Here is a 25,776-nt window from a genome sequence, read left to right as displayed (position 1 = left end):
TCCGGCGCCGCATCGATCTGGTCATAGCGCTTGTATTCGCCAAAATACTTCGTGATCGCCGCCGTCAGCGACGTCTTGCCATGATCGACGTGGCCGATCGTGCCGATGTTCACATGAGGCTTAGTGCGCTCGAATTTACCTTTTGCCATAGTCTCTTTCCTTGGACGGCCTGGACCTTCAGTTCAGTCGAATGCGGGGCGATTAGCGACTACGGCTGCAAAACACAAGTGCCTTGTGGCTGACCGCTCTCTCAGTCGGTCCGAACCTGCGATCCGATTTTCGGGGGATATGGCGTGGATATAGGAACGCCAGCCAGGAAATGAAATAGGCGAGAGCCCCGGCTCGTCAGAGCGGCAATCCCCTGCCCTTGCCGGATTTACAGCGCGGGCCTGGCCCATTGCCGTCGCCGCATCGGTCTGATTTGTTCGACCGATGCAGTTCATTCCCACAAACATCCGCGGCCCGTTGTTCATGGTCGTTTCGACCGGGTTCTACCTGGTCAACGACACGATGATGAAACTCGCGACCTCAGGGCTGCCGTCCTACGAGGTGCTGTTTCTGCGCGGCGTCGCCGCTAGCCTGTGGGGGATACCGCTGTTGCTGCTGCTCGGCAAGCAGATGCCGCTGATCCTCGACAAAAGGGTTTTGCGCAGAAACCTGCTCGAACTGGCGGCGATCCTTTGCTACGTGGTGGCGCTGGCCAACATGCAAATCGCCGATGCCACCGCGCTCGGGCAGATCACGCCGCTGCTGATGCTGGTCGGCTCCTCGATCCTGTTCGGCGAACGGATCGGCGGCGCACGCATGGCGCTGATCGGACTCGGCTTCATCGGCGCGGTGATGGTGGCGCAGCCGACGATGCAAGGGATATCGGTCTATGCCTTGCTGGCGCTCGGCAATGCGGCGCTGTCGGCCGCACGCGATCTCGCCGGCCGCAAGGTCGGGGCAAACGTTCCGGGGATGATCGTCGCCATGTCAGCGGTCCTGGTGGTGCTGGTGGGCGCCGGCGCCGCGCATCTGGTTTCCGAGCCATGGGTGATGCCCGAGGCCCGTCACCTGGCGCTGATCGCAGGCGCCGGTTTCTTCCTGATCTTCGGCCATTTCTTCATCTTCATGGCCTATCGCGTCGGGCCGACGAGCGCGGTGGCGCCATTCTACTATTGCTTCACCGTCTGGGCGGTCATCTCCGGCCTGCTGGTGTTCGGGCAGTTCCCCAATGCACTTGCCGTCTGCGGCATCCTGCTGGTGGTGGCAAGCGGTCTCGCCATCGTGTCGCTCGACGAGCGCAAGCGCCGGCTGACCGTCGTCGCCTGATCTCTAGACCAAGCCGCGTTCGACCAGCGGCCGCTTGGACATGAAGTGCAGGAGGTTGCGCGGCGTTCTGGGGAAAATGAGCCGACCGTCGCGCCAGGCTGCCGGATCGCCGTAGACATGCAGCGTCGAGGGTTCGCCGGCATCGCCCTCGGGAATGCCTCCCCATCTGCCTGGGTCGTAATAGTCAACCAGAAAGCCGTAGTCGTAGCGGCAGAACCGCATTGCCTTGGCCAGCGCCTCGGGCGACATGTCCGATGGCCCGAATTTCGTTGCCGCCGCCTGCAGCCGAGGCAGATCCAGCACCCGTCCGCCGAGCGCAGAAAAAAACGCGCCGACCTCGTCCATCCGCTCGAACCTGAAGACCCGCTCGAACTGAAACAGGTTGCTGCCGGTGAAATGGCGCACCGACGCGACGTGGAACCGGACCTCCCACGAACACGCACAATATTTCTCGATGTTGAGGATGAACGTATCGAGATCCGGATCGACGGGGATGCCGAAGCCTTCGAGCTTGTCCTTATCAGCCGATGGCCTGGTCATCACCCGGGCGTCGCGGATCCGGCTGGAATAGGCCGAGAGAAGCCGCTCCAGCGGATCGCGAACGATGGTGAACCGGCGCTTGTGCGCGTCGCGAAGCGGCTGGAAGGGATCGACATGATTTGTCGGCAGATGGCTGTGGACTTCGTTGTCAGGGTCGGGAAAATCGATGTCCTTCCCGCCAAGTGCAATCAACGCATATTTGACGCTGCTGCTGCCGCTTTTCGGGATCGGATAGTAGGTGACCGCAAGCTCTTTCGATTCAATCGCCATTGCCGTCCCCCCTGCATCTGTTTGCACCCAGCGCGCCCGACCCGAGGCCTGCAGTGACGCCGCCAGTCACCGCGGCGTCGCGCAGCCTGTACACGTGAGGGCTGGACCTGCCAACCGCAGGGCGGGATGCTTTTCAGGCAGTCGCTAAAAGAGCTGTGGCCGGTTTTGTTGACGATCTTGCGCCGATGAAGCCGGCGACGACATACGGCGCGCAGCGCCTCGGTGATCATGATCTTGGTGGAATCTGGAGCGGGTAGCGGGAATCGAACCCGCATATTCAGCTTGGAAGGCTGCTGCTCTACCACTGAGCTATACCCGCATCGTCTCAAGGCTTACGGGCTGGCAGTGGTGGAGAGGGTTGGATTCGAACCAACGTAGGCTAAGCCAACGGATTTACAGTCCGTCCCCTTTAACCACTCGGGCACCTCTCCAGCCTGCCGTCGAAGCCTTGCAACGAGGCATTCTCGCCGATCAGGTCGAAACCTTAGTCTTGTCCGAAATCAGCGAAGCGCCTTATGGCGGCAAGGCCTTTGGGTGTCAACCGCAACCTCTCGGCAAAATGCGCTGAATTTGACACCCCGCCCGGCAAGCCGGCTTTCTCCCAGTATCCACGGCCCGACGACACGGCTATAGAAGCCGGCCATGAGCAACGACACCAAGCCCAAGACCCCGAGAGACACCCATTACGCCAAGCTGCGTCGCGCCCACCGCGACGAGAAGGCCGGTGGCGCGCCGGCGTTCCGGCCGCGCCAGCCAGTGCCGCCCGGCGAGAACGCGGCCGACGGGCTGGTCAGGCTTTACGGCCTGCACACGGTGCGGGCGGCCCTCGACAATCCGCGCCGGCGGATCCGGAAAATGCTGGTGACGCGCAACGCCGCCGAGCGGCTGGCGATCGTCGATCTCGCCGCTTTGCCCTTCAAGGCCGAACTGGTCGAACCGAAGGAGATCGACAGGATCACCGGTTCGGACGCCGTGCATCAGGGCGTACTGATCGAGGCCGAGCCGTTGAAGCCGAAGCGCCTCGACGCGCTCGGCGACACAAAACTGGTCCTGGTGCTCGACCAGGTCACCGACCCGCACAATGTCGGCGCCATCTTGCGCTCGGCGGTTGCCTTCGGCGCCGGCGCGCTGATCACCACGGCCCGCCACAGCCCGCAGGAATCCGGTGTGCTGGCGAAATCGGCCTCCGGCGCGCTGGAACATATCGACCAGATCGAAGTGAAGAACCTCGCCGACGCGCTGGGACAACTGCACGAGGCCGGATTCCAGACCATCGGCCTCGATTCCGACGGACCGGCCGAACTCGAAACCAGTTTCGCCGGCGAAAAGATCGCACTGGTGCTCGGCGCTGAGGGCAAGGGCCTGCGCCAGAAGACGCGCGAGACGGTGACGACGCTGGCCCGCCTCGACTTGCCCGGTGCGATCAGATCGCTCAACGTGTCGAATGCCGCTGCGGTGAGCCTTTATGCGGCGAGGAAGTTCCTAGCAAGCAGTGAGTAGTAAGTAGTGAAAAATAGCGACTACTCACTACTGACCATTCACTACTGACCATTCACTACTCACTAACCTCATGCCCCGCCATCCGCTCCAGTGCACGAACCAGCGCCGAGTGGTCCTCTTTCGCCCCGCCATTGGCCGCGCAGGAATTAAACAGCTGCTGCGTGGTCGAGGTGTTGGGTAGAGAGACACCGAGGGCCTTGGCGCCTTCCAGCGCCAGGTTCAGATCCTTCTGGTGCAGTTCGATCCGAAAACCCGGCGCGAAGGTGCGTTTGACCATGCGCTCGCCATGGACTTCGAGAATGCGCGAGGCCGCCAGCCCGCCCATCAGCGCCTGCCTGACCTTGGCCGGGTCGGCGCCGGCTTTTGATGCAAAAACAAGCGCTTCGGCGACGGCTTCAATGGTCAGCGCGACGACAATCTGGTTGGCGACCTTGGTCGTCTGTCCGACGCCGTTCGGCCCGACCAGCGTGATGTTCTTGCCCATCTTTTCGAATACCGGCTTGGCGCGTTCGAACGCCTTGTGCTCGCCGCCAACCATGATGGTCAGCGATGCCGCCTTGGCACCGACCTCACCGCCCGAAACCGGCGCGTCGAGATAGTCGCAGCCGAGATCGTTGATCTTCCTGGCGAACTCTTTGGTCGCGATTGGCGAGATTGAACTCATGTCGATGACCAGCTTGCCCTTCGACAGGCCGGAGGCGACGCTCTTGTCGCCGAACAGCACATCGGCCACTTGCGGCGTGTCGGGAACCATCAGGATGATGATGTCGGCTGCCTTGGCCACGGCGTCATGACCGCTGACGGTTTTCAGCCCCTTGTTGACGAGATCGGCCGGCGGCTTCGAGCGATGGTCACTGGCGACGACCTTGTAGCCGGCATCCAGCAGATGCCCCGCCATCGGTGCGCCCATGATGCCGAGGCCGATGAAGCCGATGGTTTCCATTGTTGTTCTCCTGAAAGTCTTGTTCGTCGAAAGTTCGCGCTGCCCCTCATCCGCCTGCCGGCACCTTCTCCCCGTATAGTGACGGGGAGAAGGAAAGCATTCCAACGCCAGCGACCCCCTCTCCCCGTCTCTATACGGGGAGAGGGTAAGGGTGAGGGGCAGCGCAAACGTTGAGCCAATTCCCGCCCGCTACGCCGCCGCGCTCCCCTGCCCGGCAAACGCCCTGAACCACCCCAGCCCAGCCTCTGTCGCCGCCTTCGGCTTGTATTCGGCGCCAATCCAGCCGGAATAGCCGATGCGGTCGATATGCTCGTAGAGGAAGAGATAGTTGATCTCGCCCGTCCCCGGCTCGTGACGGCCGGGATTGTCCGCAAGCTGGATATGCGCGATGCGGCCGAGGTTTGCCTCGATGGTACGGGCGAGATCCCCCTCCATGATCTGCATGTGGTAGATGTCGTATTGCAGGAACAGGTTCTTCGAGCCGATGCGGTCGATCAGCGCCAGCGCCTGATCGGAATGGGTGAGGAAGAAACCGGGAATGTCGCGGGTGTTGATCGGCTCGATCAAAAGCCTGATGCCGGCCTGTTCCAGTTTCTCGGCCGCGAAAGCCAGGTTCTCGGCAAAGACGTTCTCCAGCACAGAGCGATCCGCACCTTGCGGCGCGATGCCGGCAAGGCAGTTGATCTGCTCGCAGCCAAGTGCATGGGCATAGGTGATCGCCTTGGCCACGCCTTGCCGGAATTCCGGCACCCGATCCGGCAGCACGGCGATGCCGCGCTCACCCTTGCCCCAGTCGCCCGCCGGCAGATTGAACAGCACCTGTGTCAGGCCGTTCTTCTTCAGCCGCGCCGCGACCACCTCAGGCGCATGGTCATAGGGGCCGATATATTCGACGCCCTTAAACCCGGCGCGGGCCGCCGCATCGAAGCGATCGAGGAACTCATGCTCGCCAAAGAGCATCGACAGATTGGCTGAAAAACGCGGCATTCTTTTTCTCCTTGTTCCCGCCCGGGCCTAATCCAACATCACGATGGCAGTCGGCGCATCCTCGTGGCTTTCGGCAAGCTCCTCGAATTCGGTGATCTTGTCGATTTCCGTGCCCATGGAAATGTTGGTGACGCGCTCGAGGATGAATTCGAGCACGACAGGAACCTGGTGCTCCTTCATCAGCCGCTGTGCCTGCTTGAAGGCGCCGGCGAACTCCTCCGGCTTCCTCACCCTGACCGCCTTGCAGCCCATGGCCTCGGCGACCGCGACATGGTCGACACCGTAGCCGGCTTCGGGATCATTGGCGCGGTTGACGTTCTCGAAGGCGAGGCTGACCTCGAAATCCATCGAAAAGCCGCGCTGCGCCTGGCGGATCAGGCCGAGATAGGCATTGTTCACCACGACATGGATGTAGGGCAGCTTGTGCTGCGCGCCGACCGCCAGTTCCTCGATCATGAACTGGAAGTCGTAGTCGCCGGACAGCGCCACGATGGTGCGGTCGGGATCGGCGGCGCGCACGCCGAGCGCTGCCGGCAGCGTCCAGCCGAGCGGCCCGGCCTGGCCGCAATTGATCCAGTTGCGCGGCTTGTAGACATGCAGGAACTGCGCCCCGGCAATCTGCGACAGGCCGATCGTGGTGACATAGGTGGTGTCGCGACCGAACGCCTTGTTCATCTCCTCATAGACGCGCTGCGGCTTTAGCGGCACCTGCTCGAAATGCGTCTTGCGCTTCATCGTCTTCTTGCGCTGCTGGCATTCCTTCGCCCAGCCCGACCAGTCGCGCAGTCTGCCGGCCGTCCGCCATTCAGTGGCGACGTCGAGCAATATCTTCAGCGCTGCACCAGCATCTGAGACCACGCCGAGATCCGGCGCGAAGACGCGGCCTATCTGCGTAGGCTCGATATCGACGTGAATGAACTTCTTGCCCTTGGTGTAGACATCGACCGAGCCAGTGTGGCGGTTGGCCCAGCGGTTGCCGATGCCGAAGACGAAGTCGGCTTCCAGCATGGTCGCATTGCCGTAGCGGTGCGAGGTCTGCAGCCCGCACATGCCGGCCATCAGCCGGTGGTCGTCGGGGATCGTGCCCCAGCCCATCAGCGTAGGGATGACCGGCACGCCGGTGATCTCGGCGAATTCGATCAAGAGATCGGAGGCGTCGGCATTGATGATGCCGCCCCCCGCTACGATCAGCGGCTTTTCCGCCGCATTGAGCATCGCCAGCGCCTTCTCGGCCTGCGCGCGCGTCATCGCCGGCTTGAACGGGACAAGCGGCTCATAGGCGTCGATGTCGAACTCGATCTCGGCCAATTGCACGTCGACCGGCAGGTCGATGAGAACCGGACCCGGCCGCGACGAGCGCATCAGATGAAACGCCTTCTGCAGCGCCATCGGCACCAGATAGGGCTCCATGACCGTGACCGCCCATTTGGCAACAGGTGCTGCGATCGCGGCGATGTCGACGGCCTGGAAATCCTCCTTGTTCAGCCTGGCACGCGGCGCCTGGCCGGTGATGCACAGGATCGGGATGGAGTCCGCCGCCGCCGAATAAAGCCCGGTGATCATGTCGGTGCCGGCCGGGCCAGACGTGCCGATGCACAGGCCGATGTTGCCGGCCTTGGTCCGCGTATAGCCTTCGGCCATATGCGAGGCCGCTTCGACATGGCGCGCCAGGATATGGCGGACTGTGCCCCTCGCCTTTAGCGCCGAATAGAACGGGTTGATCGCCGCACCCGGCACGCCGAAGGCCGTAGTGATGCCTTCCTTTTCGAGAACGAGAACCGCTGCGTCGACAGCGCGCATCCTGGCCATGTCCAGCCTCCGCAAATGTGTTGATGGCCAAGGATGGCAGCGTTCTCGCCATTTTTCAACTTTTTCAGAATATTTTTTCATTTATAGAAAGCGGCGACTACAAACTGATTTTATTGGGTTTTCCGTTTTCCACAATTCAACCGCGCAGACGAGTGAAAAACTTTTTCATTGCTTGTTTGGCGAAATCGGCAAGAATACCGCCATGGAAACGACCGAAAAACGCCAGCGCGGACGCCCGCGCGCTTTCAACGGCCCAATCGAGGCTGCTTCGGTGCAGTCACTCGACCGGGCGCTCCGCATCCTGGCCATCGTTGCCGAAGGCGCCGGCCTGTCGCTAAGCGAGATCGCCGCGCAGAGCGGCCTCGCCGCGTCGACCGCCTACCGCATGCTGACGACCCTGCAAAACCACGGCATGGTCGAGTTCGAGAGCACCGACCAGCTGTGGTCGATCGGCGTCGAAACCTATCGCATGGGCGCGGCGTTCCTGCGCCGCCGCAAGCTGGTCGACCGCGCCCGCATCGTCATGCAGGAATTGATGGAAAAGACCGGCGAGACCGCCAATCTCGGCGTCGCCGAGGACGATTGCGTCGTCTTCGTCAGCCAGGTCGAGACGCATCAGGCGATCCGCGCCTTCTTCCGACCGGGCACGCGCAGCTCCTTCCATGCCTCGGGCATCGGCAAGGCGGTGCTGGCGCATCTGGAGCCCGAACGCGTCGGCGCCATCCTGCGCAAGGCGGGGCTGGAGCGTTTTACCGAAAACACGCTGTCCGACATCTCGGCGCTGGCCCACGACTTGGTGCGGATCAAGCTGCGCGGCTGGTCCGTCGATGACGAGGAGCGGCATCCCGGCATGCGCTGCGTCGCCGCCGCCATCTTCAACGAGTTCGGCGAGCCGATCGGCGGCGTTTCGGTGTCGGGGCCGACGGTGCGGGTGACGCAGGAGCGGCTGGCCGAGATCGGGCCGTTGGTGCGCGAGGCGGCGACGGAAATCACCAGGATGATCGGCGGCCTTTCGAACCCGTCCTCGCATGGCAGGGCCGATACATCGGGATCACTCTTCGACATCACAGCCGCGCGCTCGCCTTGACACGCGGCCGGTGACGGCCAAGTCTGCGCCAACCTTCCAAAGCCGACAGTCCCCACCTGAAGACGATGAGCCTCCAGTCCGTCAAAGCCTTCTTCGCCGAACATGCCCCCGACATCGAGGTGATCGAAACGCCGACAAGCTCGGCGACCGTGAACCTCGCGGCCGAGGCGCATGGTGTCGAGCCGGGGCAGATCGCCAAGACCATCTGCATGCGCGTCGGCGACCGGGTTCTGCTCGTCGTCGCCCGTGGCGACGCGCGTATCGACAACCGCAAGACGCGCGATGCCTTCGGCGGCAAGCCGCGCATGCTCGATGCCGAACAGGTGGCTGATATCACCGGCCACCCGGTCGGCGGGGTCTGCCCCTTCGGCCTCGCCTCGCCGCTGCCGGTCTATTGCGACGTATCGCTGCGCGCCTTCGAAGAGGTCGTGCCGGCGGCCGGCGCAACCAATGCTGCGGTGAGAATAGGCGTCGAGCGCATGGCCGGACTGGTCGGCGCCGAATGGTGCGACATCTGCCAGGACAGCTTGAGCGCAGCAGCGGCCCGCTAGTGCATGTCGCCCAAAAGTGTGCAGCGGTTTTGGGACAACGACATGCATAAAACAAGGAGCTAAAGCGCGACGCGCTTTAGCCGCCCGGCAGCGCACTTTTGCCCGCAACCTCGAAGACATCGAGCAGGATCGCCAGCCCGACGCCGCTTGCGGTGAAGATGAGACCCGCGATGAAGATGCGGTTGGCGCGCTCGTAGATGCGCCTTTGCAGCGACTGGACATCGAGCAGCATCGACAGCGCCCGCATCTGCAGCGCGATGCCGATCAGGCACGACGGCGAGCAGATGGTAGGTTTGCCAGGGGATCGGGTTGGCGGCCCAATGGGTGATGAAGCCCAGTGAAAACGCCAGCAGAATGCCGACGGTGGTGACCGTGCCGTTGCGAAAAACCAGCTCGATCAGGTCTTCCTTCGGATCATGTTCGTCCAAGGGTCCCTCCTCTCCGTTGGCCGTGGAGGAGAGATTAAACGTTCGGAAAATCGCTGTACACCGCCGAGCGCGGGCAACGGCCGACTAGCGAAGTCGTACACAATCGCTTCAGGTCTGCGCTGCCCCTCTTCTGCCTGCCGGCACCTTCTCCCCGTGAACGGGGAGAAGGGCGCGATCATCGATGGTTTCGCCAATCTCCAGCGTTGCAAGAAGAGCGCCGAGTCTGCGGCCAGCCCCTTCTCCCCGTCACTATACGGGGAGAAGATGCCGGCAGGCAGATGAGGGGCGGCGCCGACATTGACAGTCGACCTATCCAACAAGAGCCGAACCACCGAGGCAGCGAAAAAAGGGGCCACGGAGGGAGCCCCTTCTTGCATTTGCCTGAAGCGGTTCACCTCCTCTCAGAGCCGGCAGTAGTGGCGATAGCCGTCATAGCCGACATAGGTGTCGGAGTACGGGTCGTAGCTGGCATAGCGGGCGAGGCAGCGGCGGACGTGGCGCGACTCGCCATAGTCCTCGACATAGACCGGGCGCGGCTGCTGGGAGAGAAGGCTGCCAAGGACAAACCCGCCGACGCCGGCGGCAATGCCGATGCCGATTTCGCGGTGGTGATGATGGCCGTGGGCGGCCGAGGGCTGGATGGTGCCGGCCAGCGCGGCGGCGGCGACGGTGGTGGCGATCAGGCCGGAAACGAGTGTGCGCTTGAACATGACGATCTCCTGGTTTCGTTGGAGAGGCGATCCATCCACCTCTTGATCGTCAGTCGCAGCGAGCCGGAAAAAGGTTCGACAAATCTTTGATTTTTTTCGCCAAGGGGGCTCAGGCGTTCTTTTGGGCACTCGTTGGACCGCGCTGTCGGTCTGCCGGCGCAGGTGTCAGCGGTTTAGTGACACCGCGCAAGACAGGCTGCGGTTACTACCGACTATTCACTACTCCCCTATTCTACCCCATGCCGGTGACATGGCGCAGCCAGAAGGCCAGAGCGATGAAGCCGATGATGGTGGTGACGCCGGTCCAGTCGATACTGGCGTTCTTCACATCCTTGATGAGCCTGACCAGGAGAAGAAAGGCCACCACGACAAGCGGAAGAATGATGACGAATCTGATCATACGACACCCTCGCTAAGGCGATTGCACCTCCATCATATGTAGGAAACGAATTGGCGGTTTTCAGCATGCCTGCACTGCCGCCTCGACAGGGTCCATTAGCAACCAAGAATGGAGTTTTGACTTTACTGGCGCACGAAATATGCTACCGGAGCGCCGTGCCCTTGTAGCTCAGCTGGTAGAGCAGCGGTTTTGTAAACCGAAGGTCGGCGGTTCGATTCCGTCCGGGGGCACCAGTTCGCAGCTAGAACGTCAATCTCCTGTTTTCGATGCGCCGGCATTCCTGAGATACGAGATGATCCATGTCACGTTGTGGAGACGTCTACGAGAACAAGGTGACCGGCGAATTTGCCGTGATCCTGCGTGGCACCGAAGACCGCAGCCAGGGGCCAGGCATCGTTCATTTGACCGCTCGACCCGGAGCCGCGGTCGTGGGCGAGCACTTCCATCCGAACATGATTGAACGGCTTACCGTCGTCAGCGGCCGGCTCGATGCCTCCATCGCGGGGAAGATATTTTCCCTGGAGCCCAGCCAATCGGCAACGGTCGAGGCAGGCGTGGTGCACGATTGGTGGAACAGCAGCAGGACCGACGAGGCACACGTCCTGATCGAAATCGAACGGGCACAAGGCGCGGACCATATTGATCCGAACCGCTTCGAGCTGCTGATCGGCATGCTCTTCGGCCTCGCCAATGCCGGTCGGGTGGACAAGAAAGGAAAACCTTTCCTGCTTCAGGCGGCAGTCATCGCCAGGGAATTTGCCGACGTGATCGTCTTCACGCAGCCTCCACCCGCGGTTCAGCGGGTGGCGCTCGCAATCCTGGCGCCACTCGCCAGTCTGCTCGGATATCGGGCGATCGACCCTGATCTCTGCAGACCCCACGCACATGTCACCCCGGCCCCCGAAATCCTCGCTTTGGTAGCGGAGCGCTGACAGACATGTCGGAATTCACGACCCTGAAGGGAGGGCCTTCCGATGCGCTCGGCAGCACTGCGGCTTCGATCGATCCGACAAGTGCTGTTCCCACTGATCCGGATTGAGCGCGCCGCCCGTCTCCATCGCAGCCTGCTGCGAGACGATCTAAAAGGGTAACGAGCGTATGACAGAGATTGCGACAGTCGCGGCAGCAATGACGAGCAAGATCGCGGCAATCCGGCCGTTTTCTTCGAAACGGTCGCTATTTGGGTAGACCCTTTTGGGCTTGGGTTGTGGTCGAAGCATTCCCATGGCGCGCCCTCCCGTATTCGAAGAGCATCTTGATCATATTTTACCCCTCCGAAACCGCCGCTCTCAGTCACAGTTCCTAAGCAAAAAGCCGTAGTGCGGCCCGGCAGGGACGTGCGAGCGCCGTTCGGCACCATCGTTCTTCGATCCAGCCTGCTTTGCAGGCGTTCGCTGAGCCTTGCTGCTCCTATAAAGCAAAAGCCAGGTGAGAGCATGCTTTGGCCACTTGACGCCGGTCATGGTCGACGTGATTCACACCCCAATCGCCGCCACCAAAATCCGGTTCTGCCTCCGTATCGCCGCCCGCAGTTCCGGTATCTTCGCCTCGTCGCGCTTCACGAACTCGATGAACATCATGTTCATGTTGTTGAAGACCAGTTCGCCGAGTGCCGGCCCGTCGATGTCGGCGCGCACCAGGCCGATCTCTTGCAGCCGGGCGACCTGTGCCCGGATCTGCTCGGTCAGCTCCCGGTGGAGCCCGGTGTAGGTCTGGCCGAACGGGCTGTCGGGCAATTGCGTCGAGATCGCCATCGCCTGCCGCCACATCTCCTTGCTGAGATAGTGCAGCGAGTGCTCGATATAGATGCCGATCACCATCCGATATTTTGTATTTTGTTAAATTTTGTGATTTGCGCGATACCGGCAACGGGGCTTTGGTGGGTGCAGGCCTTTCTGGCTTCAGGCATTTGAGCGGAGACGGCGGGGGTGTGAAAGGTGGCCAAGCATGGCCCTTACAAGCACCATTGTCTTGAGCGGCGACTATGGCTACAGCAGCTACAAACCATCCAGTCTGGCCGCCGACACCATTATCGATGCCACTAACGCCTCGTGGATCGTCGCGAATGAGGGAAGTCCCACCAACCGCTATCCCTTCTCGATCACCGGCCCCGGCGACAACCTCCTAGTTTTGGGCGGCACGATCAACGGCACGGTTTCCCAAACCGGCGACTGGGAGAGCATTTACATCAACTCCGCCGCAGTCCGTGTAAATTCAGCCTACAGCTTTGTCATCGACGACTGGACGATCACCAAGCCCTGGGATGGCATCCGTGTCGGCGGCACTGGCACCTTCCTCATCGACGATTGCTATGTCGGCTACTCCCGAGACGACGCGGTCGAGGACGACGACGTCATCGGCGGCACCATCCGGGATTCCCTGTTCGACAACGTGTTTTCCGGAGTGAGCCTCGGTGACGGTGACGTGGATGGGTCTGACAACACGGTCATCATGGAGGGCATGCTTCTGGGCATGAAAGAGTACCTTCGCAAAGGCGAGATGACCCACGGCTCGCCGTTCAAACTCGACAAGGGCACAGGCTCTGACGATGTCGTGCCCAGTCTGCACTTTATCGATTGTGTGGTGGCGATCACCGACGTCAACCACAACGGCATGGAGCGGCTGCAGCGGGCCTGGGACAAGACGGTCGAGTCGCACGGCAATTACTACCTCAACCTCTCTGACACGCCGCTGCCGTCCGATTACCCAATGCCGCCCGCCGGCTGGACGGTCTTAGAAGGCCAGGCGGCCCGCGATTACTGGGCCGACGCCAAGGCAGCCTGGCATGCAGCCCATGACGGGACCGACCCGCCACCATCACCTCCGTCACCTCCGACACCGCCGAGCGACCCGGCCAAGGGGACCACCGAGAACGACACTTTTGTCGGCACTGGCGCGGCCGACAGCTATGATGCCCTGGCTGGCGACGACACACTGTGGGGCGGGGGTGGCAACGACGTGCTGACCGGTGGCGCCGGCGACGACACCTTCGTGTTTAACACGGCCTATGGCTCCGGCAATGTCGACACACTCACCGACTTCCACGCGGCTGATGACGCGCTTTATCTCGACAATGCCGTCTTCACCAAGCTCGGCCCCGGTTCCCTATCCAGCCCGACGCAGGTGAACTCGTCGTATTTCGAGTTGCGCGAACACGCCACCAGCAGCAACGATTACCTGCTCTACAACCAGACCACGGGCATTTTGTACTATGACCCCGATGGCTCGAAATCGAGCGACCAGGTGCAAATCGCCCAGCTAGTGGCCGGGGCGGCCCTGAGCTATCACGACGTGTTCATCATATGATCGCTCAAGCGATCGCACATGGCACTACGAAGCACGAGCGCGTCGCACGACGACGCGTTGCGTGTGGTGGCCCGAATTCCCGTTCCGCCGTCGCTCTGGCGGTCTGTACCCGATGTGGAATTCGTCCACTATGGCCGATCCGGTGCCATGTCTCTTCGGCAAGATCGCGCGGAACCTCATGGCGGTCTTCAACAATTCCTGTGTCAACCAGTTCGCTGAAGACGTCATAGATTTCTCCTGTCTGCGCCTGACTCCTCACACACGACAATCGCCGCAACCAGAATCCGGTTCTGCCTTCGAATCGCCGCGCGCAGTTCCGGTATCTTCGCCTCGTCGCGCTTCACGAACTCGATGAACATCATGTTCATGTTGTTGAAGACCAGTTCGCCCAGCGCCGGCCCGTCGATGTCGGCGCGCACCAGGCCAAGCGCCTGCAGCCGAGCGATCAGCGCGCGGATCTGCTCGGTCAGCGCCCGGTCGAGCCCGGTATAGGCTTGGCCGAACGGGCTGTCGGGCAGCTGCGTCGAGATCGCCATCGCTTGGCGCCACATCTCCTTGCTGAGATAGTGCAGCGAGTGCTCGACATAGATGCCGAGCAGCGTGTCCAGCGCATCGCCGACATTGGCCGGTGGGTTGGCGACGACGCCACGTCCGGCATTGAGCACCTCGTTGACCTCCAGCGAGACGATGGCGCCGAGGATATCGCCCTTGTTCTGGTAGTAGTTGTAGATCGTTCCGATCGACACTTCGGCCTGCGCGGCGATGGTCTCGATCTTGGCGCCCTCATAGCCGGTCTCTCGGAAAAGTGCCGCCGCCGCCTCGATGATGCGGCGGTGCCTGTCCGCCTTTTGCCTTGCCCGCAATCCGCTCATGAAAGCCTCTTGCCATGAAAACAGAATTGACTCAATTTTAGAATTGGTTCAATTTTTTGCAAGAAGCCACAAAGGCAAGGGAGAACACTCGATGTCCGCACACACCACGAATCCGCTTTCCACCCTGAAGAGCCATTTGCGCGCAGCATGTGCTGCGACGGCACTTTTGCTCGCGACGGGCGCTCAGGCCGCCGATCTCAACGCGCTGATCTGGTGCGACCATGCCGATCCGGCCCTGCTGCAGCCTTTCGAGGAGGCCAATGGCGTCAAAGTCAACGTCAAGGAATTCGAGGGCACCGGCGCCGGTCTCGCCATCGTAGAACAGTCGCAGCCCGGCGACTGGGACGTGATGGTGATCGACTCGATCGACGTGCCGCGCGGCGTCGAAAAGGGTCTGTTCGAGCCGCTGCCGGAAGACAAGCTACCGCTGGGCGACCTGTTCCCGCAGGTGAAGATGGACGGCTCGACCGTCGTCGGCGGCAAGCGCTACGGCATCACGGAAAAGTTCGGCTACAACACCATTGGCTTCAACAAGACCAAGGTCGATCCGGCCGACATGCAGTCGCTGGCCGCGCTCACCAGCGACAAATACAAAGGCAAGATCGCCATCTACGACTACTATTTGCCGGTCATCGGCATGGCCGCCTTGGCAATCGGCAAGAAGACGGCCGAACTCACCGAGGCTGACCTTCCCGCCATCAAGGCCGAGCTTCTCAAGATGAAAGCCAATGCCAAGCTGGTCGGCGAAGTCACCGCCAGCCAGACCGCTTTGGCCACCGGCGAGGTCGACATATTGGTCGGCGGCGGCGAATGGGTGACGGCGGGCCTCGCCAAGGAAAACCCGGCGCTCGACTTCTCGATCCCCAAGGAAGGCGCGGTGCTGTGGTCGCAGTCGCTCGCCATGTTCAAGGATTCCAAGAACAAGGACATGGCGCTGAAATTCATCCAGTACATTATGAGCCCGGAAGGCCAGGCGCGGCTTGCCACCTCCGCCTGCTATTGGGGCATGCCTTCAAATGCCAAGGCAGCACTGACCGACGACCAGAAGAAGATCCTGCGCTTTGACGAGCAGCCGGACTTCCTCGCCCGCGCCCAGTCCTACCCAGCGCCGAATGCCGATCTCGACAAGAAGATGCAGGACGTCTGGACCGAAATGCTGCAGGCGCAGTGATCGGCAGCCGGTGATGAGCACTGTCACCAACAGCGTGCGTGCCCTGCCCCGGGCGGGCCACGCCCTGCCCTGGGCGCTGGTCACGCCGGCGCTCGGTTGGACATTGCTGTTCTTCGTGCTGCCCTTCATCGCCATGGGGTTTTCCAGCCTCACGGCGCATGAAGGCGGCGGCTTCACTTTTGCCAACTACAGCCAGTTCTTCACCGATCCGTCCTACTGGCGCGCGATGGTGAACTCGCTGCAGGTGACGGCGATCGTCACCGTCGTCTCGGTGCTGCTCGCCTACCCCTTTGCCTGGATCCTCGCCGAACAGGTGCCCGAGCGCTGGCAGCGGCTGGCGCTGATGCTGGCCGTGCTGCCGTTCTGGACCTCCTATGTCGTGCGCTCCTATTCCTGGCTTTTGGTGCTGGCGCAGAACGGCGTCATCAACCGCACGCTGACCGGCCTCGGCCTGGTCGGCGAGCCGCTGCAGCTCGCCAACACCCGTTTCGCCACTGTCACCGGCTTCGTGCATTTCTTCGTCATGCTGTTGACGCTGACCATCTTCGCCAATCTGAAGCAGCTCAGCCCGAGCTATCGCAAGGCCGCCGCCGATCTCGGCGCCGGGCCGGTGCGCACCTTCCTTCATGTCGTGCTGCCGCTGACCCTGCCCGGCATCATGGTCGGCGCCTTTCTCACCTTCGTGCTCTGCATCGGCGACTACATCACGCCGCAGATTTTGGGCGGCAACAACGAGCTTTTGATGCCGCAGCTGGTGATGATGCAGATCGGCCGGCGCGGCGACTTCCCACTGGCGTCGGCGCTGTCGATCATCCTGATGGCGGTCGTCACAGTCGCCTACCTCGCCTGCGCCCGCTGGCTGAAGATCGAGCGGGCCTGAGATGCGCCGGATTGTCCGCATCGCCGCCTGGCTCTATGCCCTCGCCGTCTACGGCTTCATCTTTCTGCCGGTCATCGTGCTGGTGCTGTTTTCGCTGCAGGCGACGTCGTTTCCGATACCACCCTTCACCGGCCCGTCGCTGCGCTGGTACGACGCGGTGCTCTCCGACACCCGGCTGACCTCGGCGCTGGTCAATTCGCTGATCGTCGCCATCCTCTCCTCAGCTGCCGCCGTTACGCTCGGCTTCCTCTCCGCCTGGGGTTTTGCGCGGTTCACCCTGCCTTCCTCGGCGCTGCTGCGCGGACTGATCACGCTGCCGCTCACCGTCAGCTATCTCATCATCGGCATGGGGCTTCTGGTGCTGTTCAACTGGGCCGGCTTGCCGAAATCGCTGCTTGCCGCCGGCATCGGCCATGTCGTGATCAACCTGCCGCTCTGCTTTGCGATCATCTACAGCCAGATGGGCGACCATCAGATCAACATCGAACGCGCCGCGCGCGACCTCGGCGCGCCGGAATGGAAGGTGCTGCTTTTGATCACCGTGCCGGTGATGGCGCCGGCGATCTTCGCCAGCTTTTTCCTGTCGATGACCTTCTCCTGGGACGAATTCGTCATCTCCTTCCTGCTGACCCGCTTCGACACCACGCTGCCGGTGGAAATCTGGAACCTGCTGCGCTCAGGTCTCAACCCAAAGACCAACGCCGTGGGCTCCCTGGTCTTTGCCGTGTCCATCGTCCTGGTGGTGCTTTTTGAACTGACATTGCTGCGGAGAAAGCCGGCATGAGCGCGCCCCTGGTCGACATCAGCAATGTCTCGCATCGCTTTGGCCAGCACCCGGTGCTGAAGGACGTTTCGCTGAAAATCGAGCCCGGCAGCTACACCATCCTGCTCGGGCCCTCCGGCTCCGGCAAGACGACGCTGCTCTCCATCCTCGGCGGTTTCGTCACGCCGAGCGAAGGCAAGGTGTTCATCCGCGGCGAGGACTGTACCGCCGTGCCGCCGGCGAAACGCCCGACGACGACCGTGTTCCAGGACTATGCTCTGTTTCCACATATGAGCGTCGGCGCCAATGTCAGCTTTGGCCTGCGCATGCAGGGCGTTGATGGCCCGACACGGGCGGCAAAGGCGCTAGAGGCGCTGGCGCTGGTTGGGCTTGCGTCCGCCTTCGACAAGAAGCCGCATCAGCTCTCCGGCGGCCAGCGGCAGCGCGTTGCGCTGGCGCGTGCGCTGGTGATCGAGCCGGCGGTGCTTCTGCTCGACGAGCCGCTCGGCGCGCTCGACCTGAAACTGCGCCGGCAGATGCAGGACGAGTTGAAGGCGATCCAGAAGCGCGTCGGCACTGCCTTCATCCATGTCACCCACGACCAGGAAGAAGCGATGGCGCTGGCCGACCATTGCGTGGTGATGAATGACGGTCGCATCGAGGACGAAGGTCCGCCCGAGCGTGTCTATGCGCGGCCGGCGACGCGCTTTTCAGCCACCTTCATGGGCGAAAGCACAATCCTCTCCGGAACCGTGACGGAGGCGAAGAACGGGACAGTTACGGTCGCAACACCAGCAGGCCCGGTTTCGCTGCCCGGCACGCCGCCGGCCGGCGCGAAAGTCGCCCTCGCCATCCGGCCGGAGCATTTGGTCCTCGGCGAGGCTGGGGGCGATATTGCGCTCGGCACGGGGACGGTCAGCGACGTCGTCTTCCAAGGCAGCTTCAAACGCGTGTTGGCCGCCTCAACGCAGGATCCTGCGCTCCAGTTCATCGTCAAGGCTCCCGCCGCGGCGGCTGTCCAGCCGGGCGACACGATCGCCGTTTCATGCAACGCTGGCGACATCATCCTGCTGACGGACTGAGTATGGGCACGCTTCCGGTCATCGACGCTCCGGACTGGTACGAAACCATCCGCATGGGCGACGGCGTGACGCTGATCCACGAGCCGTGGATAAAGCCGTTCTTCCGCTGCAACATCTGGCATGTGCGCGGCCGCGACCGCGACCTGCTGTTCGACACCGGCCTCGGGCATTTCAGCCTGCGCTCCCACGTGCCGCTGGTGACGGAGCGAAAGCTCACTTGCGTCGCCAGCCACACGCATTTCGACCATATCGGCTGCCATCACGAATTCCCCGACCGCTGCGTGCATCGGGCCGAAGCAAAGATCCTCGCAGATCCGCGCAACGAATGGACGGTGGCCGACCGCTACGCCACCGACGAGATGTTCGATGGCATGCCGCAAGGCTGGGAGACGGCGCGCTACAAAATCCTGCCGGCGCCGGCCGACCGCCTACTGGAGAACGGCGATGTTGTCGATCTCGGCGACCGCGCCTTCGAGGTCATCCACACGCCCGGCCATTCGCCCGGCGGCATCGCGCTCTACGAAAACAGGACGGGCATCCTGTTATCCGGCGACATCATCTATGATGGCCCGCTGATCGACGATGTCTACCACTCGGTCGTTGATGACTATGTGGCGACGCTGCCCAACATGCGCGACCTCGACGTCTCGGTCGTGCATGGCGGCCATTTCCCGAGCTTCGGCAAAGTCCGCTACCGACAGCTGATCGAAGAGTATCTCGCGCAAAAGCGCCAGGCCGGCTGCCACCTGCTGCAGCCCAGATAGGCGGCCGCAACCCGATCTGTCACGCCAGATCGAAATGGCGCGGAAACGCCTGATGCAGCAGCATCAGCATGGTCTTGCGCAGCACATCGGATTGGCCCGCCGGCGGGTTGAGGTGATCCCAGAACCATGCGCCATGGACGAGATAGTTGAGGCTTTCAGCCAGCGTGTCCGGGTCGACCTCGGTGTAGCCGCCGCTGCGCTTGATTTCGATCAGCAGATCGCGCGCCTCGGCATTATAGCTGAGATCGCTGGGCAGGCCGATCTCGTTGTAGATCTGCATGCTCTTGCGGTCGCTGGAGAACACTACAAAGACCGAAACCCATTTCGGATGCTGCCGAGCAAACCGCTGCGCGCACTCGACCGCGCCCATCAACCGCTCGACCGGCGACAGGCCGGGCGCCCGTACCAGCGTCGCCCAAAGCTCGTCGTACCGATCGCTGAGATACTGCAGGACGGCGCGAAACAGGTTCTCCTTGCTGCGAAAATGGAACACCACCAGCGCGTTGGAGGAGCCGACATGCTCGGCGATGCGCTGCATGGTGACGCTGGCCAGACCTTCCTCGGCGATGAGGTCGATGGTGGCATCGATGATGCGCTGAACGCTCGCCTCGCCGCGTTCGCGCCGGCGGTCTTTCGGAGCGGCATCGTTCGCCGACCCCCTGCCCTCAGCCATCGCAACCCTGCGTTTCTCCGCTGCCGCGGTTGCCTTGCGTTCTGCCATTCTCATCCGGCCTTTTCGACCTTGCGGCCCGCGTCAGATGTCAAAGCGACGGGCGTGTCCCGGCACTCTCATACCATTGTCCCTGCGCCGTTTCATAGGCGAGAGCCGCCCGGAACACATCGGCGTCGCAATAGGTGCGGCCGACAATCTGGATGCCCGTCGGCACGCCATTCGCCGCCCTGCCCGATGGCATGGAGAGCACCGGACAACGGCTCATCATGTTGAACGGCGTCGTCATCACCCAGCCAAGCGACGGGTTCACCGGCTTGCCGTTGATCTCGACGCTGTCCCTGGTGTGGTCGAACTCCGCTGGCACCGCGGCAAGAGCGTTTGTCGGGCAGATCAGCACATCGTACTTTTCCAGCAGCGGGCCCAATGTCTGGTACATCCTGGCCGCGACCTCCAGGGTTCCAACATAGTCCGTCGCCTTCGACTTGCGCCCATCCTCGGCAAACTTCCGCGCATAGCTGGTCATGTCTTCGCCGTGCTCTTTAAGCAGCTGCGACAGCGAGGCGCCGAAGAGATGCTCGAGATAGGCAATGCCGGCCTTGAGCACCTCGTCACCCCAGCCCAGGTCGACTTCTTCGACCGTGGCGCCGAGCGACCGGAACACATCGCATGCGGCAAGCGTGTTCCTGTGCACATCGGCATCCACCTCGAAAGAACCGAGGTCCATCGAGAAACCGATCTTCCAGCCCTTGATCGGCTTGTAGTCGAGCGGCAGCCGCAGCTTCGGGCGCAGCGTCGCGATGTCGAGCGGGCTTGGCCCCGCCATGACGTTCTGCAGCAGGATCGCATCTTTGACGTTCCGCGCCAGCGGTCCGGTATGGCAGTAGAAATCAAGATTGAACGGCGGCTCGTCCGGATTGCGCCCATAGGGCGGCTTGAAGCCGACGAGACCGCAGGCCGACGCCGGAATGCGGATCGATCCGGCAATGTCCGAACCGGTGGCGATCGAGGATGTGCCCGCGGCCAGCGTCGCCGCTGCCCCGCCGGACGAACCGCCCGGCGTGAAATCCGGATTCCACGGATTGCGCGTGACGCCCCATCGTCTCGACCAGGTAACGCCGGCGCAGCTGAACTCGGGCGTCGCCGTGCGGGCATGCACGATGCCGCCTGCCTTGATGACGCGCTCGTTCATCGTTGATGTATGCTCGCCGACGGCGTCTTTCGTCAGCAGCGAGCCATGCGATGTCGGCCTGCCCTTGATGTAGCTTTCATCCTTGATGCCGATGGGCAGGCCTTCGAGCGCGCCGGTCCTGGCGCCCCTGGCGTATTTGGCCTCGGCTTTTCTAGCCAGATCCATGGCCTCGTCGAAATGCGTGAAGGTAAAACAGTTGATCGCCGCCTTGGTCGCCTCGGCGCGTTCGATGGTCGCCTGCATCAGTTCGACGGGCGAAAGCGTCTTCGCTTTGAACTGCCGCAGCGCCTCGCTGGCCGGCATGTAGCAAAGGTCGAGATCGGTCATGGAAGTCTCCTGCGATCCTCGGATCGCCTTTGGGCTTGATGGTCGAGAAATGGCCGCGCCGCGTGTCGCGGCGCGGGGAAACTGGGGTCAGCTATTTCTGCAGATCGGTCCAGATTTTCGTGTAGAGCGCCTGCACATCCGGCGAGCAGGTCGGCATGAACTTGCCCTTGGCGGCGAATTCCGCCGGAACATCCACCTCCGGCGCGCCCTTCATGTCGGCCGGCATAAAGGCTTCCGACCCCTTGATGCCGTTGGCGTAGCGGGCGAAGGCCGAAATCAAGGCGGCGTTCTCAGGATCCATGATGAAGTTCTGGAACAGTTTTGCGTTCTCGACATTCTTGGCGTCCTTGAGGACCGCGACATTGTCCATCCAGATTGGATAGCCTTCCTTCGGATAGCCGTAGACGATCTTGTCGTTCTGTAGCCGCTGGCGCAGCGAAATGCCGTTCCAGTTGACGCCGGCCGCGATGTCGCCCTTGCCCAGCCCGTCGACCGCGCCGTAGTCGAACGAGAGCCATTTCGCCTTCGCCTCGACCAGTTTGTCGCGCACCTTCTTCAGCACCTGCTTGTCGTCGGTGCAGTACTCGCCTCCTTCATAGGAAATGGCGAGGTACATGATGTCGCCCATTTCGGGCACGACGTTGATCTTGCCGACCAGCTCGGCCGGCGGATCGAGGAAGATGGCGGACGTGTTCACGTCGCCGGAATAGACGGATTTGTTCACCGACATGCCGGTTGTACCCCACTGCCACGGCACGGTGTATTTGCGGCCCGGGTCGAACGGGACGTCGACCCACTTCGGATCGACGTTCTTGAAATTCTCCATTGTTTTGGGATCGGTCTCCAGCAACAGCCCTTCGCTGATCCAGATCGGAACGACGCTGGCAGAAGGCACGACAATGTCGAAGCCGGCGCCGCCCTGGCGGATCTTGGCAAGTGCTGTGTCGTTGGAATCGAAATCGGTGACGGTGACCTTGACCTTGTAGGTCGCCTCGAATTTCTTGATCAGGTCGGGGCTGGTGTAGTTGCCCCAATTGTAGATGTTGAGCTCGCCGTCGGCGCGGGCCGCGCTGGTGACAGTCAGCAGCGACAGCCCGACGGCCGTCGCGGTCAGTTTCCAGTTCATGCTTCTTGCTCCCATTGTTGGGACCGGCGGCAATGCGGGCCTCAGGTCCGTTTCCTGCTAACGAAAAAGAAAGCCGTGACGATGCCGATCGACAGCGCCAGGAAGGCCGTCGAGATCGCGTTGATCTCGGGTGTAACGCCGCGGCGGATCTGGCCGAGCATGAAGGTCGGCAGCGTGTCCTGGCCGCCCGATTTGACGAACTCGGTGATGACCACGTCGTCCAGCGAGACGACGAAGGCGAGCATCAGCCCTGCCAGAATGCCCGGCCAAAGCAGCGGCAAGGTCACGTGCCGGAAGGTCTTCCATTTCGTCGCATAGAGATCGGCGGCCGCCGTCTCGAGCGACAGATCCATGCTTTCGAGCCGCGCCCGGATCGGCAGATAGGCGAACGGCACGCAGAGGGCGGTGTGGGCCAAGATCAGGTAGCCGAGGCCCGAATAGCCGGTCCAGATCTTGATGCGTGAGAACACGATCAGCAGCGCCACCGCGGTGACGATCTCCGGCACCATCAGCGGCTGGTTGATGAAGGCGTATTTGAACGTCAGTCCCCGGTATGGCTTGGTCCGGGTCGTCGCCAGCGCCGCCATCGTTGCCGAGATCGTCGCCAGAATTGCGGCGACAGCGGCGATCTGGAACGAGCGGATCGAGGATTCGATCACCAGCGAATTGTTCCAGGCGGCATGGAACCAGCGCAGCGAAAAGCCCTTCCAGATCGCGAGCGACTCGTTGTCGTTGAAGGCGTAGACCACCAGCGTGGCGATCGGCAGATAGAGTAGGAAGAAACACATCATCGCCATGGAGGCGAAGCCTGTCTGCCGCCGGACGTCGAAGCGGTCAGCCATGACTGCCATCCGATCTGGTTGTGTTGCGGACGTAGAACAGCAGCGCGACCATCACGATCGCCATCAGCGCGATCGACAGCGCCGCGCCGAGCGGCCAGTTCCGCCCCTGGCCGAATTGCAGCTCGATCAGATTGCCGATCATCAGATTGGTGCCGCCGCCCAAGACACGCGGCGTTACATAGGCGCCGAGCGAAGGAATGAAGACGAGGATCGAGCCGGCGACGATGCCCGGCGTGACCAGCGGGATGATAATGCGCCGCAGCACCTGCAGTCGCGTCGCATAGAGGTCGTAGCCCGCCTCGACCAGGCGGAAGTCGATCTTCTCCATGCTGGCATAGAGCGGCAGCACCATCAGCGGCAGGAACACATAGACCATGCCGGCGAGTACGGCGAAGTTGGTGTACATGAGCTGGACGGGGTGATCGGTGATGCCAAGCGCTTGCAGCACCCAATTGACGATGCCGTCATTGCGCAGCACCTCCTGCATGGCGAAGGTGCGGATCAGAAGGTTCGTCCAGAACGGGATGGTGATCAGGAACAGCCAGATATCGCGGCGGTGTTCGGGCCGCGTCGCGATGAAATAGGCTGTCGGAAAGCCGAAGATCAGGGTCAGGATCGTGGTCATCGCCGATAGCGACACCGAGCGCCAGAAGATCGACAAATGCGCGCTGGCAAGCGACAACGTGTCGTCGAAAACGTCACGCTCGAGCAGCACGCTTACCCAGGCGTCGGTCGAGAACTGCCACTTCACATCGCCGTAATTGCCGGGCGTGAGGAAGGAATAGACGACCGCGGTCAGCAGCGGCCCAAGCGCCGCGAGGAAGACGATCAGCAGCGCCGGGGCTGAAAGCAGCCAGCGCGATCGGATATCGTCGCGCTCGGCCTTGTTGGCGATCTCTTTCGCGCTCGCCATCGGCCCTAATCCTTCAACAGCTGCGCGGCTTCATCGCCGATCGAAATGCCGACCTTGTCGCCGGCTTCAAAGCCGCAACTGGCGCAGCGCGAATTCTGCTGACGCACGATGAAAGCCTCGCCGCCGTCCAGCCGGACATGGATATGCGTGTCGGTGCCGAAATAGACGACGGTCTCGATCGTGCCGGCCAGATCGCCGGTGCTCTTGACCAGCCTGGCATGCTCGGGCCGCACCATCAGCGTCGCCGTGCTGCCCGGCTGAAAGTCTTTGGCAGCGGTTGCGCAGATCCTCGCGCCCGAACTCAAGACGATCCGCGCATGGCCGTTCCCTGCACTCTCGATCGTGCCGGTCAAAAAATTCGTCTCGCCGATGAAGTCGGCGACGAAACGCTCGGCCGGGCGGTCGTAGACATCCCATGGCGTGCCGACCTGCAGGATGTTGCCCGACGACATCACGGCGATGCGGTCAGACATTGTCAGCGCTTCTTCCTGGTCATGGGTGACGAAGATGAAGGTGATGCCGGTCTCGTGCTGCAGCCGCTTCAGCTCGATCTGCATTTCCTTGCGCAGCTTGTAGTCGAGCGCCGAGAGCGGCTCGTCGAGCAGCAGCACTTTGGGCTGCGGTGCGAGTGCCCGCGCCAGCGCCACGCGCTGCTGCTGGCCACCTGAGATCTGGCTGGTGCGGCGATTCCTCTGCTCCTGCATGTGGACGAGCTTGAGCATCGCATCGACACGGGCAGCGATCTCGGCCTTCGGCTTGCTGAGCATCTTGAGGCCGAAGCCGATGTTCTCGGCGACCGTCATGTGCGAGAACAAAGCGTAGGACTGGAACACGGTGTTGACCGGCCGCTTGAATGGCGGCAGCGGCGCGATGTCCCGGCCATGCAGCAGGATCTCGCCATCGGTCGGATAGTCGAAGCCGGCGATCAGCCGCAGAAGCGTGGTCTTTCCGCAGCCGGACGGGCCAAGCAAGGTGAAGAATTCATTCTCGCGGATCGAGACCGAGACGTTGTCGAGCGCTTTGACCGCGTCCTGGCCGGCTCCCTGAAAAATCCTGCTGACGCCCTTCGCCTCAACGGCGGGCCGGATGGCTGTCAAGATGTTCCCCTTTTTTGGTGGCCATTCACCGGCGACCCAGCTGACCAACTCAATTCTCGCCATCAGGGATAACTATGACTAAACATACAGTCAATATCTTTTTGAGCGAGAGTCTGTCAGGCGACCGTTGACGATGCGGATCAGTGGGCGAGCAACCATTGGCGCGCCTTGTAAGCACGCTTCCCCGAAAGGCGCTTGTGAGGCCGGGCTTTGGTGCTAGACGCTATGTCTG

At 62.2% G+C, this 25,776-nt stretch carries 27 protein-coding genes and 3 tRNA genes; 12 read left to right on the top strand and 18 right to left on the bottom strand.

All coding sequences use genetic code 11. The annotated features are described in order from the left end of the window. A partial coding sequence (locus tag AC04SI_RS17510) for a GTP-binding protein (RefSeq protein ID WP_232375805.1) occupies positions 1-149 on the bottom strand: 149 nt, incomplete at its 3' end. 283 nt (positions 150-432) lie between these two features. On the opposite strand from AC04SI_RS17510, the gene AC04SI_RS17505 reads away from it, so the two are divergent. Further along, positions 433-1,314: a DMT family transporter gene (locus AC04SI_RS17505; RefSeq protein ID WP_488474560.1), complete on the top strand. Its 882-nt coding sequence runs from the start codon at positions 433-435 to the stop codon at positions 1,312-1,314. A gap of 3 nt (positions 1,315-1,317) precedes the next feature. Here the strand turns inward: AC04SI_RS17505 and AC04SI_RS17500 are convergent, their stop codons facing one another. The 3 genes from AC04SI_RS17500 to AC04SI_RS17490 form a co-directional block, all read right to left on the bottom strand. Next, the gene (locus AC04SI_RS17500; RefSeq protein WP_488474559.1) at positions 1,318-2,124 is read right to left on the bottom strand and encodes a sulfotransferase family 2 domain-containing protein; all 807 of its coding nucleotides are present in this window, start codon (positions 2,122-2,124) and stop codon (positions 1,318-1,320) included. A 245-nt stretch (positions 2,125-2,369) separates the two neighbouring features. After that, positions 2,370-2,443 (bottom strand) — tRNA-Gly (locus AC04SI_RS17495). A gap of 27 nt (positions 2,444-2,470) precedes the next feature. Continuing rightward, positions 2,471-2,555: transfer RNA gene (locus AC04SI_RS17490), tRNA-Tyr, on the bottom strand. A 211-nt stretch (positions 2,556-2,766) separates the two neighbouring features. Here AC04SI_RS17490 and AC04SI_RS17485 point away from each other — a divergent pair. Next, the gene (locus tag AC04SI_RS17485) at positions 2,767-3,624 is read left to right on the top strand and encodes a TrmH family RNA methyltransferase (protein ID WP_488474558.1); all 858 of its coding nucleotides are present in this window, start codon (positions 2,767-2,769) and stop codon (positions 3,622-3,624) included. A 55-nt stretch (positions 3,625-3,679) separates the two neighbouring features. On the opposite strand, the gene AC04SI_RS17480 is transcribed toward AC04SI_RS17485, so the two are convergent. From AC04SI_RS17480 to gcl, 3 genes are all read right to left on the bottom strand, one after another. After that, the gene (locus AC04SI_RS17480) at positions 3,680-4,672 is read right to left on the bottom strand and encodes a 2-hydroxy-3-oxopropionate reductase (protein ID WP_488474557.1); all 993 of its coding nucleotides are present in this window, start codon (positions 4,670-4,672) and stop codon (positions 3,680-3,682) included. Positions 4,673-4,756: 84 nt separating this feature from the next. Continuing rightward, complete coding sequence (gene hyi, locus AC04SI_RS17475; protein WP_488474556.1) at positions 4,757-5,554, bottom strand: hydroxypyruvate isomerase; 798 nt, start codon at positions 5,552-5,554, stop codon at positions 4,757-4,759. Positions 5,555-5,581: 27 nt separating this feature from the next. Then, positions 5,582-7,363: a glyoxylate carboligase gene (gcl, locus tag AC04SI_RS17470; RefSeq protein ID WP_488474555.1), complete on the bottom strand. Its 1,782-nt coding sequence runs from the start codon at positions 7,361-7,363 to the stop codon at positions 5,582-5,584. A gap of 202 nt (positions 7,364-7,565) precedes the next feature. On the opposite strand from gcl, the gene bhcR reads away from it, so the two are divergent. After that, positions 7,566-8,450 (top strand): HTH-type transcriptional regulator BhcR, encoded by an 885-nt coding sequence (gene bhcR / locus AC04SI_RS17465; RefSeq protein ID WP_488474554.1) that lies wholly within the window; start codon positions 7,566-7,568, stop codon positions 8,448-8,450. Positions 8,451-8,515: 65 nt separating this feature from the next. After that, positions 8,516-9,001, top strand: a complete 486-nt coding sequence (locus AC04SI_RS17460) for a YbaK/EbsC family protein (RefSeq protein WP_488474553.1) — start codon at positions 8,516-8,518, stop codon at positions 8,999-9,001. A gap of 76 nt (positions 9,002-9,077) precedes the next feature. Here the strand turns inward: AC04SI_RS17460 and AC04SI_RS17455 are convergent, their stop codons facing one another. The 3 genes from AC04SI_RS17455 to AC04SI_RS17445 form a co-directional block, all read right to left on the bottom strand. Continuing rightward, a complete protein-coding gene (locus AC04SI_RS17455) occupies positions 9,078-9,233 on the bottom strand; it encodes a hypothetical protein (protein WP_488474552.1) in 156 nt (51 codons plus the stop codon). 597 nt (positions 9,234-9,830) lie between these two features. Then, positions 9,831-10,139 carry a BA14K family protein gene (locus tag AC04SI_RS17450; protein WP_488474551.1) on the bottom strand — a complete coding sequence of 103 codons (309 nt, stop codon included), beginning with the start codon at positions 10,137-10,139 and terminating at the stop codon, positions 9,831-9,833. Between the two features lie 232 nt (positions 10,140-10,371). Continuing rightward, positions 10,372-10,539: a hypothetical protein gene (locus AC04SI_RS17445; RefSeq protein WP_488474550.1), complete on the bottom strand. Its 168-nt coding sequence runs from the start codon at positions 10,537-10,539 to the stop codon at positions 10,372-10,374. 157 nt (positions 10,540-10,696) lie between these two features. Between AC04SI_RS17445 and AC04SI_RS17440 the strand changes: the two genes are divergently transcribed. Continuing rightward, a tRNA-Thr gene (locus AC04SI_RS17440) sits at positions 10,697-10,772 on the top strand. Positions 10,773-10,871: 99 nt separating this feature from the next. Then, complete coding sequence (locus tag AC04SI_RS17435; protein WP_488474549.1) at positions 10,872-11,471, top strand: cupin domain-containing protein; 600 nt, start codon at positions 10,872-10,874, stop codon at positions 11,469-11,471. Between the two features lie 543 nt (positions 11,472-12,014). On the opposite strand, the gene AC04SI_RS17430 is transcribed toward AC04SI_RS17435, so the two are convergent. After that, complete coding sequence (locus AC04SI_RS17430) at positions 12,015-12,359, bottom strand: hypothetical protein (RefSeq protein ID WP_488474548.1); 345 nt, start codon at positions 12,357-12,359, stop codon at positions 12,015-12,017. Positions 12,360-12,486: 127 nt separating this feature from the next. Between AC04SI_RS17430 and AC04SI_RS17425 the strand changes: the two genes are divergently transcribed. Then, the gene (locus AC04SI_RS17425; RefSeq protein ID WP_488474547.1) at positions 12,487-13,845 is read left to right on the top strand and encodes a hypothetical protein; all 1,359 of its coding nucleotides are present in this window, start codon (positions 12,487-12,489) and stop codon (positions 13,843-13,845) included. 224 nt (positions 13,846-14,069) lie between these two features. Here AC04SI_RS17425 and AC04SI_RS17420 read toward each other — a convergent pair whose 3' ends face one another. Continuing rightward, entirely contained in the window at positions 14,070-14,717 is a 648-nt protein-coding gene (locus tag AC04SI_RS17420) for a TetR/AcrR family transcriptional regulator (RefSeq protein ID WP_488474546.1), read from the bottom strand. Between the two features lie 91 nt (positions 14,718-14,808). Between AC04SI_RS17420 and AC04SI_RS17415 the strand changes: the two genes are divergently transcribed. From AC04SI_RS17415 to AC04SI_RS17395, 5 genes are read left to right on the top strand one after another with little or no spacing between them, the layout of a single operon-like run. Further along, on the top strand, positions 14,809-15,888 hold the full coding sequence (locus AC04SI_RS17415; protein ID WP_488474545.1) for a polyamine ABC transporter substrate-binding protein: 1,080 nt from the start codon (positions 14,809-14,811) through the stop codon (positions 15,886-15,888). A gap of 13 nt (positions 15,889-15,901) precedes the next feature. Further along, positions 15,902-16,768, top strand: coding sequence for an ABC transporter permease (locus AC04SI_RS17410; protein WP_488474544.1), 867 nt, complete (start codon positions 15,902-15,904; stop codon positions 16,766-16,768). Between the two features lies 1 nt (position 16,769). Beyond that, positions 16,770-17,552 (top strand): ABC transporter permease, encoded by a 783-nt coding sequence (locus tag AC04SI_RS17405; RefSeq protein ID WP_404279320.1) that lies wholly within the window; start codon positions 16,770-16,772, stop codon positions 17,550-17,552. Further along, the gene (locus AC04SI_RS17400; protein WP_488474543.1) at positions 17,549-18,613 is read left to right on the top strand and encodes an ABC transporter ATP-binding protein; all 1,065 of its coding nucleotides are present in this window, start codon (positions 17,549-17,551) and stop codon (positions 18,611-18,613) included. Before AC04SI_RS17405 ends, AC04SI_RS17400 begins: the two co-directional genes overlap by 4 nt. A gap of 2 nt (positions 18,614-18,615) precedes the next feature. Then, positions 18,616-19,377: an MBL fold metallo-hydrolase gene (locus AC04SI_RS17395; RefSeq protein WP_488474542.1), complete on the top strand. Its 762-nt coding sequence runs from the start codon at positions 18,616-18,618 to the stop codon at positions 19,375-19,377. A gap of 19 nt (positions 19,378-19,396) precedes the next feature. Here the strand turns inward: AC04SI_RS17395 and AC04SI_RS17390 are convergent, their stop codons facing one another. The 6 genes from AC04SI_RS17390 to AC04SI_RS17365 all read right to left on the bottom strand — a co-directional run bounded on the left by AC04SI_RS17390 (position 19,397) and on the right by AC04SI_RS17365 (position 25,544). Beyond that, the gene (locus AC04SI_RS17390; protein ID WP_404279314.1) at positions 19,397-20,098 is read right to left on the bottom strand and encodes a TetR/AcrR family transcriptional regulator; all 702 of its coding nucleotides are present in this window, start codon (positions 20,096-20,098) and stop codon (positions 19,397-19,399) included. A gap of 40 nt (positions 20,099-20,138) precedes the next feature. After that, on the bottom strand, positions 20,139-21,566 hold the full coding sequence (locus AC04SI_RS17385; protein ID WP_404279312.1) for an amidase: 1,428 nt from the start codon (positions 21,564-21,566) through the stop codon (positions 20,139-20,141). A 91-nt stretch (positions 21,567-21,657) separates the two neighbouring features. Continuing rightward, a complete protein-coding gene (locus AC04SI_RS17380; RefSeq protein WP_404279310.1) occupies positions 21,658-22,692 on the bottom strand; it encodes an ABC transporter substrate-binding protein in 1,035 nt (344 codons plus the stop codon). Positions 22,693-22,733: 41 nt separating this feature from the next. Then, on the bottom strand, positions 22,734-23,534 hold the full coding sequence (locus AC04SI_RS17375; protein ID WP_404279308.1) for an ABC transporter permease: 801 nt from the start codon (positions 23,532-23,534) through the stop codon (positions 22,734-22,736). Then, positions 23,527-24,447 (bottom strand): ABC transporter permease, encoded by a 921-nt coding sequence (locus AC04SI_RS17370; RefSeq protein ID WP_488474541.1) that lies wholly within the window; start codon positions 24,445-24,447, stop codon positions 23,527-23,529. Before AC04SI_RS17370 ends, AC04SI_RS17375 begins: the two co-directional genes overlap by 8 nt. A gap of 5 nt (positions 24,448-24,452) precedes the next feature. Then, a complete protein-coding gene (locus AC04SI_RS17365; protein ID WP_488474540.1) occupies positions 24,453-25,544 on the bottom strand; it encodes an ABC transporter ATP-binding protein in 1,092 nt (363 codons plus the stop codon). Positions 25,545-25,776 lie beyond the last annotated feature (232 nt).

This window comes from Mesorhizobium sp. CNPSo 4689 (assembly GCF_057784325.1).
The sequence above is the reverse complement of the archived record's forward strand: the minus strand, read 5'-3'. Positions and strand labels throughout refer to the sequence as shown.